The sequence below is a fragment of the Enterobacter asburiae genome (assembly GCA_011754535.1).
GTDB classification, from domain to species: Bacteria; Pseudomonadota; Gammaproteobacteria; order Enterobacterales; family Enterobacteriaceae; genus Enterobacter; species Enterobacter cloacae_N.
This window is the reverse complement of sequence record JAAQVN010000001.1, coordinates 1922401-1935086: the sequence shown is the minus strand read 5'-3', so window position 1 is coordinate 1935086 and position 12686 is coordinate 1922401. Positions and strand designations below refer to the sequence as shown.

Here is a 12686-nt window from a genome sequence, read left to right as displayed (position 1 = left end):
TCTACGGCGTTACAGAAACCGAAACAGGTGATGATATGAGAATAGGGATCCTCTTCCCGGTCGTTATTTTTATAACGGCGGTAGTCTTTCTGGCGTGGTTTTTTGTCGGTGGTTACGCAGCTCCGGGGGCATAAATGAGAAAAACCACCCTCATTATGTTGCTCGTTGCCGTCGTGGCGTTTGCCGGCACACAGTTTGGCTGGTGGTAAACCCGCTACGTAAAAAGGCCGCCATCTGGCAGCCTTTTTAACGCTTCAGTATTAGCTTTTGATCTTTCTGTAGATAAACAGCACAACCAGCGCGCCGATCACCGCGACCGCGAAACTGCCGAAGTTAAAGCCATCGACTTTACCAAAACCGAACAGCGTACTGATCCAACCGCCGACTACCGCGCCGACAATACCCAGTATTATGGTGACGATAAACCCACCGCCATCTTTGCCCGGCATGATCCACTTCGCCAGAATACCCGCAATAAGCCCAAAGATAATCCAGGATAAAATTCCCATAACTTTCCTCTCTGTATGGTTTTTGTCATTAAATCAACGACACAAAAAGGATAGCACAGGATCTGAGAAAGGAAATTTGTGATAAGCCTCACAGAGAGCATGTGAACATTTCTTCATCAATATGCCCTTCCACAAGAAATGTGGGGTTGCATCTTTTGTTGAGAAAGATTATCTTTCTCAACGCTGAATAGTTGAGAAAAACACTCAGGTATTCAGTACGACATTGCTCACATTGCTTCCAGTATTTCTTGCCCACTCATGAGTGGGCTTTTTTTTGATCATGCCCCAACAAAAGCGTGCCGGTTGCGTCCCCCGCGTTTCGCCTGATAGAGCGCCTGGTCGGCAGCATTAATAATATTCTGCTGGCTATCCGCGATGTTGACAGCACGCGCACTGGAGATCCCTACGCTTACCGTGACCCGCCCGAAGGGACTAAACGCGTGTTCAATTTGCTGAGAGAAAACATTGCGAATAATCGTCTGCGCAAGGCGGAGCGCCTCCTGAATATCCGTTTCAGGCAAAATCAACGCAAACTCCTCCCCGCCATAACGTGCCACAATCTGGTTGTCCCGGGTGAGACTTTCCCTGAGGCAGTTTCCCAGCAACGCCAGGCATCTGTCTCCTTCCGGATGGCCGTAGTTATCGTTGTACTTTTTGAAGTAGTCCACATCCACAAGGAGCAGCGAAACCGGCGCGTCCTTTACCGCACACGCCGCAATTTCCGAGAGGATTTTTTCATCAAAGATGCGCCTGTTATAAAGCCCTGTCAGCGCATCCTCCGAGGCAATAATTTTTAGCGCTTTGTTATCCCGTGTTTTTCTGGATAAGTCGGAATAGAGGAAACAGGACGCCACGATGAGTGTCGCGGTAAAGACCAAAATAAGTGCGGCAAGCTGAATCGCCTGCTTGCGCCACGGTGAAAGGGCTTCATCGATGCTTACCGCTACCGTCGTAACCAGTCCGTAGCGTCTGTTTTTCTCATAGGCATAAATGCGTTCGATTTTATCAAACCGGGAGACAGAGCTGGCTATACCTGTATTTTGTACCTTGAGGTATTTTCTGAAGAGAGGTGAATCAGAAAAAATCGTACCGATATAGTTATTTTTAAAAGGATAACGAATCAGTAAAACGCCTGCTTGTGTCGTTAAACCGATAACACCCGCGTGACCAATTTTTATCTGTCCATACAGGGCCAGAAAATTTTCGATACCCAGTGTCACCACCACAACACCGTTAAACGCACCGGTGTGGGTTTCAAGTCGTCGGCTAAGGGTAATAACCCATTTACCATTGGTTCTGCTTATCACCGGCTCACCAATATAAATCTGCTGACTTTTATTTTCCTTGTGGTAGACAAAAAATGCCCTGTCCGCGCCTTTACGGGGACCCGCAAAATTTTTGTGCAACGCGGTGAAGATATCCCCATGCGCATCATAGACAACTACATTATTAATCTGAGTAAGAAGATTATCCTGATTGCTTATCATTCGCTGAATATTGATCGCCTGTTGAGGGGTCATGCCATAAATTTCAATTGTGTCAGAAACGGTGGTAATCAACATTTCACTTTGGCGGATGATCCCTTCAGTGTAGACGTTCAGGGTATGGCTCAAATTGGCAACGCTGGTATTGATCTGCTGGATTGACTGCTGTCGGGACGTGGCAATCTGGACGGCAAGCGACAATGAAACGATCAGTGAGACAATGATGACGGTAATGGTTGTTGTGTAAAAAGTATTTTTCACATGCACGAGCTTTTCCACCTTATCACGCCAGTCATCCCTGGCTGACAACTGTTGTCACTGTAACAAAGCTCTGGTTAAGAGGAAAATGAATTGCACTTAGGCAGGCGTTCATTTCTCTGGAGTAGCCCGGCTGCCGTTATTATCACGCTTGTAGCTTGCCCTGCCTGTGTTAAGATTTGAGAAATCAGGGAGCAGACAGGGTATCCGGAAAATGAAAAAGATCATTGCCGTTGCTATCGTTTCAGCGTTTCTGGTCTTCCTGTCTCTTTATGCGGTCAACGCGGTTATCGTGGGTCAGCAGAAAAGCAAGCAGCTTGAAATTTCCCGTACCCTTTTACACTATTCGGAAAGTTTGACCCAGAGCGTGGCACAGACACTCAAAAGCCTGAGCGCTCAGGGATGTGACAAAAGCAGTCTCGATCGCTACCGGCAGATAAAGCTTGAAAGCCGCTATCTTGCAGACATCGGTTATATAGAACAGGGAAAAATAATCTGTACCGCTTTTTGGGGAAAACTCGCTAATCCTGTCCCGCTTCCTGCGGAACTGCATAAAACGCCCAGAGGATTCCTCCTCGCGCAATTTTCCAGAAAAGATTTTTTTACCGGCAATGCGGCCATCTATAATAATCTTATTATCTTCACCTCCCGCAACGCTTACGATAAATTCATCCCGGTCACCGCAAACTACTCTCTCAGCACAACCACAAAAGACTTCGGCAGAATATTTTTTTCGGCGACCCCGGAGTTAAAACAGCAGAGCGGACTGCATTCCTCTTTGTTTACCCTTACACTCACCCAGTGCAGCGCATCCTGGGATTTGTGCGTCATTGTGAAGCACCACAATGCGGGACTGGCCTCCCTGTCGCCCGTCGTGTTTACCGTGCTCGCAGTCATTTTATGTTTTATCTGGGTGGCGATAACGCTATTTTTCTTTCGACTCAATGAAGATCGATTCTCACTGGAGCGGACGCTGGTTAAAGCCGTTTTTACCAACACTATCGGCGTGCACTACCAGCCTATTGTCAGGATTCAGGATAAAAAAATAGTGGGTGTGGAAGTTTTGTCCCGATGGCGTGATGTAAAATACGGTGACGTCTCACCGGAACTGTTTATTCCACTAATCAAAAAAATAGGCCTGTATAAAAAATACTACATTAATATTCTCGAAAAATCCCTTGCGGATATCGCACCGCTTGTTATTAAACATCGACTGGTGGTTTCGCTCAATGTAGGAAGAACGGAAATAGAAGATGGACAATTTATCAGCATTTTACGCCGTCTGTGTTTAGCTAATAACATTCCCCTGTCTCTGGTTAAAATCGAGCTTTCTGAAAAAGCCGTTTCCACGGAGACTATTCTGGAGGATTTTTGTAAGGAGTTAAAATCGCTTGGCGTGAAGATATCCATTGATGACTTCGGGGTGCAAAACTCAAACCTGGCCCGACTCTCTCTTCTGGAATATGATGAGATCAAAATCGACAAGTCGCTGGTCGACGGCATCAGCGAGCATTATAAGCAGAATATTTTTGTTATCTTTTGTGACGCCCTCGCAAAACTGAATAAAACGCTTGTTTTCGAAGGCGTTGAGAGCGAAATACAGTATCGCTTTATTGCAGAAAGATATCCCGAGGCTTTCGTTCAGGGATGGTATTTCTCAAAATCGGTCACCCGGAGTGAGCTTGCGAAGCAGCTCACTGGCGTCGCTCGTTAGGTTATTCATTTCCCCACTGATTGAGGAAATTCGCAATATCATCAATACGTTCGGCATGAACTCCAGCTTCACGCGCCATCTCTTGCTGGGCTTCCTCATCAATCTCCTCATTATTCGACAAACGCGTGAGAAGCAGCTGGAAATAATGCGCCAGCGGGTCCTGCTCCGATTCACTCACGGGCTTTGTCGCTTCCGTCGCGTATTCTTCGACGATGTCATAATACTTCAGTGGGATTTCGTTATTCATAACAGTTTTAACCTTTCAGGGTGAAGCCAAAAGAATATCCGACGACGGACGGTTGACCAACGCGTTGCGTCAGAGAAGCAGCGCAAGCAGGGCCGCGAGAGCAGGTAATGCCTGAACGTACAGTATCTTCCGGCTGGCCGTCGCTGCGCCAAAGAGACCGGCAATCAGCACGCAGACCAGGAAGAAGATGGCCACATGGACGCCTTTTTCGCCAAGCCAGAGGCTCCAGACCAGGCCCGCCGCCAGAAAACCATTATAGAGCCCCTGATTCGCGGCCAGCACGCGGGTTTCCCGCGCAAAGTCGGGACGCAAATTAAAGGCCTTGTGCCCTGTTCTGGTGTTCCACAGGAACATTTCCAGCACAAGAATGTAGACATGGATGAATGCAACGACAGCAATAAGAACAGTAGCGAGCATCGTGTTATTTCCTGCAGGCAGAGGCAAAAAAAACGGGAACCCTCAGGCCCCCGCTCTTGTTAAACCCAGAATCTGGATTACATGTTCGCGATAATGGCGTCGCCAAACTCTGAACATTTCAGTAGCTTAGCGCCTTCCATCAGGCGTTCGAAGTCGTAAGTTACGGTTTTCGCGTTAATCGCGCCTTCCATACCTTTGACGATCAGGTCTGCGGCTTCGAACCATTCCATATGACGCAGCATCATCTCAGCGGACAGGATGATAGAGCCTGGGTTCACTTTGTCCTGGCCTGCGTATTTAGGCGCAGTACCGTGGGTCGCTTCGAACAGGGCGCACTCGTCACCGATGTTCGCACCAGGGGCGATACCGATACCGCCAACCTGCGCTGCCAGGGCGTCAGAAATGTAGTCACCGTTCAGGTTCATACAGGCAATGACGTCGTATTCTGCAGGACGCAGCAGGATCTGCTGCAGGAACGCATCGGCGATCACATCTTTAATGACGATCTCTTTGCCGGTGTTTGGGTTCTTAATCTTCTGCCACGGGCCGCCGTCGATCAACTCACCGCCGAACTCTTCGGTCGCCAGCTGGTAGCCCCAGTCTTTGAACGCGCCTTCGGTGAACTTCATGATGTTGCCCTTGTGAACCAGGGTCACAGAGTCACGGTCGTTGGTGATCGCATATTCGATGGCCGCACGCACCAGACGTTTGGTCCCTTCTTCGGAACACGGCTTGATGCCGATACCGCAATGCTCAGGGAAGCGAATTTTCTTCACGCCCATCTCTTCGCGCAGGAATTTAATCACTTTTTCTGCGTCAGCAGAGTCCGCTTTCCATTCGATACCCGCGTAGATGTCTTCTGAGTTTTCGCGGAAGATAACCATGTCGGTCAGTTCAGGGTGCTTAACCGGGCTTGGGGTGCCCTGATAGTAACGAACCGGACGCAGACACACGTACAGGTCAAGCTCCTGACGCAGTGCCACGTTCAGGGAACGGATGCCGCCACCAACTGGGGTAGTCAGTGGGCCTTTAATAGCAACGCGGTATTCGCGGATCAGGTCCAGCGTTTCCGCTGGCAGCCAGACGTCCTGGCCATAAACTTGAGTCGATTTCTCACCGGTGTAAATTTCCATCCAGGAAATTTTACGCTCGCCTTTGTAGGCTTTCTCAACAGCGGCATCAACCACTTTCAGCATTGCCGGGGTAACGTCTACACCGATACCGTCACCTTCGATGAACGGGATAATCGGATTGTGAGGAACGTTAATCTTGCCGTTTTGCAGGGTGATCTTTTTACCTTCCGCCGGAACAACTACTTTGCTTTCCATTAACCTCTCCTTCGAGCGCTTCTGGTTGTTACTGATCTTATGTTAATAAATTGTAATGAGCCCTTCGATAGTACCTGATTGTCCTGCGCCATGAAAGGTCTTCGTTATTAGGCTATAATGCGGCAATTGATAACGCCTGAAAATACCATGAAGAAAACTTCTTTTACAAAACACCGGGTTGAGCGATTCAGCTCGCGACAAGCCACCAGACGCCCCCAGCAAACCCAGCCGAAGCGGGTGATTTTGTTCAATAAACCCTACGATGTTTTGCCGCAGTTCACCGATGAGGCCGGGCGCAGCACGCTGAAGGATTACATCCCTGTTCAGGGTGTTTACGCCGCCGGGCGTCTGGACCGGGACAGCGAAGGACTTTTGGTCTTAACCAATGACGGCGCTCTGCAGGCGAAGCTCACGCAGCCGGGCAAACGCACCGGAAAAATTTACTTCGTGCAGGTCGAGGGCGAGCCGGACGAAGAGACGCTGGCGAAATTACGCAGCGGCGTGACGCTGAACGACGGCCCCACCCTGCCCGCCGGTATTGAACGCGTGAATGAGCCGGAGTGGCTGTGGCCGCGTAACACACCCATTCGCGAGCGCAAATCCATCCCGACAAGCTGGCTCAAAATCACCCTGTATGAAGGCCGCAACCGTCAGGTGAGGCGCATGACCGCACACGTCGGCTTCCCTACCCTGCGTCTGATTCGCTACGCCATGGGCAGCTATACGCTGGATACGCTGGCAAACGGCGAATGGCGCGACGTTGCCCCTTAAGGAGAAACGATGTTTAAACCTCATGTTACGGTCGCCTGCGTGGTGCATGCGCAGGGAAAATTCCTCGTTGTGGAAGAGAGCATCAACGGCAAGGCGCTGTGGAATCAGCCTGCCGGGCATCTTGAAGCCAATGAAACGTTGCTGCAGGCTGCGAAGCGCGAGCTCTGGGAAGAGACGGGCATTCACGCTGAACCGCAGCACTTCATCCGCATGCACCAGTGGATTGCACCCGACAGCACCCCATTCCTGCGCTTTTTATTTGCCGTTGAGCTTAGCGAAACGTGCGCCACTGAACCGCACGATGACGATATCGATCGCTGCCTGTGGGTCACCGCCGAGGAGATCCTGAACGCGCCAAACCTGCGCTCGCCGCTGGTTGCGGAAAGCATCCGCTGCTGGCAGTCAGACACGCGCTTGCCGCTGGGTGTCATCGGAGAATTTAACTGGCCGTTTACAGAGGGTGTCAACGGTGGGGGGGCGTGATAGAATACGCCGCCTTGAAGTTCAATGTCGTGAGTATTCCATGTCAGATAACAGCCAGAAAAAAGTGATCGTCGGCATGTCCGGCGGTGTCGATTCCTCCGTTTCCGCCTACCTGTTACAGCAACAGGGCTATAAGGTGGAGGGCCTGTTCATGAAGAACTGGGAGGAAGATGATGGCGAGGAATACTGCACTGCCGCTGCGGATCTCGCCGATGCGCAGGCCGTATGCGATAAGCTCGGCATTGAACTGCACACCGTTAACTTTGCCGCAGAATACTGGGATAACGTCTTTGAACTGTTCCTTGAAGAGTACAAAGCGGGCCGTACGCCGAACCCGGATATTCTGTGCAACAAAGAGATCAAATTTAAAGCCTTCCTGGAATTCGCCGCGGAAGATCTGGGCGCTGACTACATTGCGACGGGTCACTACGTGCGTCGTGCAGACGTGAATGGCAAAAGCCAGCTGCTGCGCGGCCTGGACGGCAACAAAGATCAGAGCTACTTCCTTTATACGCTGAGCCACGAACAGATTGCGCAAAGCCTGTTCCCGGTTGGCGAACTGGAAAAACCGGAAGTGCGTAAAATCGCTGAAGAGCTGGACCTGATCACCGCGAAGAAAAAAGACTCTACCGGTATCTGCTTTATCGGCGAGCGAAAGTTCCGTGATTTCCTTGGCCGCTACCTCCCTGCGCAGCCGGGTAAAATTGTCACCGTTGATGGCGACGAGATTGGTCAGCATCAGGGGCTGATGTACCACACCTTAGGCCAGCGTAAAGGCCTGGGTATTGGCGGGACGAAAGAAGGCAGCGAAGATCCGTGGTACGTGGTCGACAAAGACGTCGAAAACAATATTCTGGTGGTGGCTCAGGGTCACGACCACCCGCGTCTGATGTCCGTTGGCCTTATCGCACAGCAGCTGGACTGGGTCGATCGCGAGCCGCTGAAAGGCACGCTGCGCTGCACGGTGAAAACGCGCTACCGTCAGACCGATATTCCTTGCACCATTACCGCGCTAGATGACGACCGCATTGACGTGCGTTTCGACGAGCCGGTCGCCGCCGTTACCCCGGGTCAGTCCGCTGTCTTCTACAGCGGTGAGATCTGCCTGGGCGGCGGGATCATTGAACAGCGCCTGCCGCTGCCCGCTGTTTAACCGATTGCACACATAAAGGAGACCGTGTGGCGAAGAATTACTATGACATCACCCTGGCGCTGGCGGGAATTTGCCAGTCAGCTCGTCTGGTGCAACAGCTGGCGCATCAGGGTCACTGCGACGCTGACGCCCTGCACGTTTCGCTCAACAGCGTTATCGACCTCAACCCCGGTTCAACTCTGGGTGTGTTCGGCGGCAGTGAAACCAATCTTCGTCTCGGTCTTGAAACCCTGCTTGGCGTACTTAACGCCAGCAGCCGTCAGGGGTTAAACGCGGAGCTGACCCGCTACACCTTAAGCCTGATGGTGCTGGAGCGTAAGCTGAGCGCCGCGAAAGGCGCGCTTAATACCCTGGGCGATCGCATCGCCGGGTTACAGCGTCAGCTCGACCATTTCGACCTGCAGTCCGAAACGCTGCTGAGCGCCATGGCGGGCATTTACGTTGACGTCATCAGCCCGCTGGGCCCGCGTATTCAGGTCACCGGATCCCCTGCCGTACTGCAAAGTCCGCAGGTACAGGCAAAAGTGCGCGCGTCCCTGCTGGCAGGGATCCGCGCTGCCGTGCTGTGGCACCAGGTTGGCGGTGGCCGCCTGCAGTTAATGTTTTCTCGTAATCGCCTGACCACTCAGGCAAAACAAATTCTTGCTCATTGTTAACCTCCCGGAGTTGCGAATTATGGAATTATCCTCACTGACCGCCGTATCCCCTGTCGATGGACGCTACGGCGATAAAGTCAGCGCGCTGCGCGGGATCTTCAGCGAATATGGTTTGCTGAAGTTCCGTGTTCAGGTTGAAGTACGCTGGCTGCAGAAGCTGGCCGCCCAGGCAGCAATCAAGGAAGTTCCTGCTTTTGATGAAAAGGCAAACGATTACCTTGATAAAATCGTTGCTGAATTTAGCGAAGAAGACGCCGCGCGCATTAAGACCATTGAACGCACCACCAACCACGACGTGAAAGCGGTTGAGTACTTCCTGAAAGAGAAAGTGGAAAGCGTCCCTGCCCTGCACGCGGTATCCGAATTCATTCACTTCGCTTGTACTTCCGAAGATATCAACAACCTGTCTCACGCGCTGATGCTCTCCACCGCGCGTAAAGAGGTTGTGCTGCCTTACTGGCGTAAAATTATCGACGCGGTGAAAGCACTCTCCGTGGAATACCGCGATATTCCACTGCTTTCCCGTACCCACGGCCAGCCGGCCACCCCATCCACCATGGGTAAAGAGATGGCGAACGTGGCGTACCGCATGGAGCGCCAGTATCGTCAGCTGGAACAGGTTGAAATTCTGGGCAAAATCAACGGCGCGGTCGGTAACTATAACGCCCACATCGCCGCTTACCCGGAAGTGGACTGGCATCAGTTCAGCGAAGAGTTCGTGACCTCTCTGGGCATTCAGTGGAACCCGTACACCACCCAGATTGAGCCGCACGACTACATCGCCGAGCTGTTTGACTGCATCGCGCGCTTCAACACCATCCTGATCGACTTCGATCGTGACGTTTGGGGCTACATCGCGCTGAACCACTTCAAGCAGAAAACCATCGCCGGTGAAATCGGTTCCTCCACCATGCCGCACAAAGTGAACCCCATCGACTTCGAAAACTCTGAAGGCAACCTGGGCCTGGCGAATGCCGTGCTGCAGCATATGGCGAGCAAACTGCCGGTTTCCCGCTGGCAGCGCGACCTGACCGACTCCACCGTACTGCGTAACCTGGGCGTGGGCATCGGCTACGCGCTGATCGCATATCAGTCCACCCTGAAAGGCATGAGCAAACTGGAAGTGAACCGCGATCGTCTGCTGGACGAACTGGATCACAACTGGGAAGTGCTGGCAGAGCCGATTCAGACCGTGATGCGCCGTTACGGTATCGAAAAGCCGTACGAGAAGCTGAAAGAGCTGACCCGCGGTAAACGCGTTGACGCCGAAGGCATGAAGCAGTTTATCGACGGTCTGGCACTGCCGGAAGAAGAGAAAACCCGCCTGAAAGCCATGACCCCGGCGAATTACATTGGCCGCGCCATCACCATGGTTGACGAGCTGAAATAACGTCCTTCCTCCCCTTTCCGCCCGGAAAGGGGGTTGCTTTTCCCCGGTTTACTGAATGTTTATCCCCACAGCAACATAATCAGCGTTAAACTATTCATACTATTTATTCCCGGAGAAAAGATGATGCGCGTACTGGTTGTTGAGGATAACGCATTGCTACGCCACCACCTGAAGGTTCAGCTTCAGGAGATGGGACATCAGGTGGACGATGCTGAAGATGCAAAAGAAGCCGATTATTATCTCAATGAACACCTGCCGGACATCGCCATTGTCGATTTAGGCCTGCCTGATGAAGACGGCCTGTCGTTAATTCGTCGCTGGCGCAGCCATGATGTTTCTCTGCCGGTTCTGGTTCTGACGGCACGCGAAGGCTGGCAGGACAAAGTTGAAGTGCTCAGCGCCGGTGCGGATGATTACGTCACCAAACCGTTCCATATTGAAGAAGTGGCGGCGCGCATGCAGGCGCTGTTACGCCGCAACAGCGGGCTGGCTTCACAGGTTATCTCCATTCCGCCTTTCCAGGTGGATCTCTCCCGGCGCGAGCTCTCAATTAACGATGAAGCGATCAAGCTGACCGCATTCGAATACACCATTATGGAAACGCTGATCCGTAACAGCGGCAAGGTAGTGAGCAAAGACTCCTTAATGCTCCAGCTCTACCCTGACGCTGAGCTGCGCGAGAGTCACACCATCGACGTGCTGATGGGGCGTTTGCGTAAGAAAATTCAGGCGCAGTATCCGCAGGATGTGATTACCACCGTCCGCGGTCAGGGCTACCTGTTTGAATTACGCTAAATGAGACGGATTTTGCGCCATATTCTGCCCCTCTCGCTGCGGGTTCGCTTTTTACTGGCTACGGCCGCGGTGGTGTTGGTGCTGTCGCTCTCCTACGGTATGGTCGCCCTCGTAGGGTACAGCGTCAGCTTCGATAAAACGACCTTTCGTCTGTTACGCGGCGAAAGCAATCTGTTTTATACCCTGGCGAAATGGGAAGACAACCACATCACCGTTGAAATGCCGGAAAATCTGAATCAGCAGAGCCCAACCCTGGCAATGATTTATAACGAAAAGGGAAAGTTGCTTTGGGCGCAGCGCGATATTCCGTGGCTGGTGAATAGCATTCGTCCTGAATGGCTCAAAACCAACGGATTTCATGAGATTGAAGCCGATCTCAACACCACCAGCACCCTGATCCGCGAAGATCGCTCAATGCAGCAAAAGCTCAATGAAATCCGCGCTGACGATGCCGAGACGGAGATGACGCACTCGGTGGCGATCAATATCTACCCGGCGACCATGAACATGCCGCAGTTGACCATTGTGGTGATTGACACCATCCCGGTTGAGCTAAAACGTTCCTATAAGGTCTGGGGCTGGTTCGTTTATGTTCTCGCCGCAAACCTGCTGCTGGTGATCCCGCTGCTTTGGGTGGCGGCGTGGTGGAGCTTGCGCCCTATTGAGTCCCTGGCGCGAGAGGTGCGCGAGCTTGAGGAACATCATCGTGAAAAGCTCAACCCGGAAACCACCCGTGAGCTGACCAGCCTGGTGCGTAACCTCAATCGCCTGCTGAAAAGCGAGCGTGAACGCTATGATAAGTACCGTACGACCCTGACCGACCTCACGCACAGCCTGAAAACACCGCTGGCCGTGATGCAAAGCACCCTGCGTTCAATGCGCAGCTCAAAGTTGAGCGTCGACGATGCCGAGCCGGTGATGCTGGAACAGATCAGCCGAATCTCGCAGCAAATTGGCTATTATCTGCACCGCGCCAGCATGCGTTCCGGCAGCGCGCTCCTGAGCCGCGAGCTGCACCCGGTAGCCCCGCTGCTGGATAATCTCACGTCCGCGCTCAACAAGGTGTATCAGCGTAAAGGGGTGAATATCAGCCTCGATATTTCGCCTGAGATTAGCTTTGTCGGCGAAAAAAATGACTTTATGGAAGTGATGGGCAACCTGTTGGATAACGCCTGCAAGTACTGCCTGGAGTTTGTGGAAGTGTCGGCGCGCCAGACGGATAACGAATTACATATTATCGTCGAGGATGATGGCCCGGGGATCCCGCGCAATAAACGTGATGTGGTGTTCGATCGCGGTCAGCGAGCGGATACGCTGCGTCCCGGTCAGGGGGTGGGATTAGCCGTGGCCCGCGAGATTGTCGACCAGTACGATGGCAAAATCGAAACCAGCGAAAGCTTGCTGGGTGGGGCCAGAATGGAAGTGATTTTTGGTCGACAGCAGCCCACTTCGGACGATAGTTAACCCGTTATGTGAAAAAT

General features: G+C 52.3%; 14 protein-coding genes. 9 read left to right on the top strand and 5 right to left on the bottom strand.

The features are described 5' to 3' along the window. Positions 1-35 precede the first annotated feature (35 nt). Positions 36-134 (top strand): YoaK family small membrane protein, encoded by a 99-nt coding sequence (gene yoaK / locus HBM95_09095; protein ID NIH43083.1) that lies wholly within the window; start codon positions 36-38, stop codon positions 132-134. Between the two features lie 126 nt (positions 135-260). Here yoaK and HBM95_09090 read toward each other — a convergent pair whose 3' ends face one another. Then, a complete protein-coding gene (locus tag HBM95_09090) occupies positions 261-509 on the bottom strand; it encodes a GlsB/YeaQ/YmgE family stress response membrane protein (GenBank protein ID NIH43082.1) in 249 nt (82 codons plus the stop codon). Positions 510-787: 278 nt separating this feature from the next. Continuing rightward, a complete protein-coding gene (locus tag HBM95_09085; GenBank protein ID NIH43081.1) occupies positions 788-2260 on the bottom strand; it encodes a GGDEF domain-containing protein in 1473 nt (490 codons plus the stop codon). 205 nt (positions 2261-2465) lie between these two features. Between HBM95_09085 and HBM95_09080 the strand changes: the two genes are divergently transcribed. Beyond that, positions 2466-3965 (top strand): EAL domain-containing protein, encoded by a 1500-nt coding sequence (locus HBM95_09080; protein NIH43080.1) that lies wholly within the window; start codon positions 2466-2468, stop codon positions 3963-3965. Between the two features lies 1 nt (position 3966). On the opposite strand, the gene HBM95_09075 is transcribed toward HBM95_09080, so the two are convergent. From HBM95_09075 to icd, 3 genes are all read right to left on the bottom strand, one after another. Further along, the gene (locus HBM95_09075; protein ID NIH43079.1) at positions 3967-4212 is read right to left on the bottom strand and encodes a YmjA family protein; all 246 of its coding nucleotides are present in this window, start codon (positions 4210-4212) and stop codon (positions 3967-3969) included. A 69-nt stretch (positions 4213-4281) separates the two neighbouring features. Then, positions 4282-4629 (bottom strand): DUF1304 domain-containing protein, encoded by a 348-nt coding sequence (locus HBM95_09070; protein NIH43078.1) that lies wholly within the window; start codon positions 4627-4629, stop codon positions 4282-4284. Positions 4630-4706: 77 nt separating this feature from the next. Beyond that, on the bottom strand, positions 4707-5957 hold the full coding sequence (gene icd / locus HBM95_09065; GenBank protein ID NIH43077.1) for an NADP-dependent isocitrate dehydrogenase: 1251 nt from the start codon (positions 5955-5957) through the stop codon (positions 4707-4709). 117 nt (positions 5958-6074) lie between these two features. Between icd and rluE the strand changes: the two genes are divergently transcribed. The 7 genes from rluE (at position 6075) to phoQ (ending at position 12669) form a co-directional block, all read left to right on the top strand. Further along, positions 6075-6728, top strand: coding sequence for a 23S rRNA pseudouridine(2457) synthase RluE (gene rluE, locus HBM95_09060; GenBank protein NIH43076.1), 654 nt, complete (start codon positions 6075-6077; stop codon positions 6726-6728). 9 nt (positions 6729-6737) lie between these two features. Further along, a complete protein-coding gene (locus tag HBM95_09055; protein NIH43075.1) occupies positions 6738-7211 on the top strand; it encodes an NUDIX hydrolase in 474 nt (157 codons plus the stop codon). Positions 7212-7251: 40 nt separating this feature from the next. Continuing rightward, positions 7252-8364, top strand: coding sequence for a tRNA 2-thiouridine(34) synthase MnmA (gene mnmA, locus HBM95_09050; protein ID NIH43074.1), 1113 nt, complete (start codon positions 7252-7254; stop codon positions 8362-8364). A 26-nt stretch (positions 8365-8390) separates the two neighbouring features. Then, a complete protein-coding gene (gene hflD, locus HBM95_09045; GenBank protein ID NIH43073.1) occupies positions 8391-9020 on the top strand; it encodes a high frequency lysogenization protein HflD in 630 nt (209 codons plus the stop codon). 19 nt (positions 9021-9039) lie between these two features. Further along, positions 9040-10410 carry an adenylosuccinate lyase gene (gene purB / locus HBM95_09040; protein ID NIH43072.1) on the top strand — a complete coding sequence of 457 codons (1371 nt, stop codon included), beginning with the start codon at positions 9040-9042 and terminating at the stop codon, positions 10408-10410. Between the two features lie 123 nt (positions 10411-10533). Further along, complete coding sequence (gene phoP / locus HBM95_09035) at positions 10534-11205, top strand: two-component system response regulator PhoP (protein ID NIH43071.1); 672 nt, start codon at positions 10534-10536, stop codon at positions 11203-11205. Continuing rightward, positions 11206-12669, top strand: a complete 1464-nt coding sequence (phoQ, locus tag HBM95_09030) for a two-component system sensor histidine kinase PhoQ (protein NIH43070.1) — start codon at positions 11206-11208, stop codon at positions 12667-12669. The last annotated feature ends 17 nt before the right edge of the window (positions 12670-12686 follow it).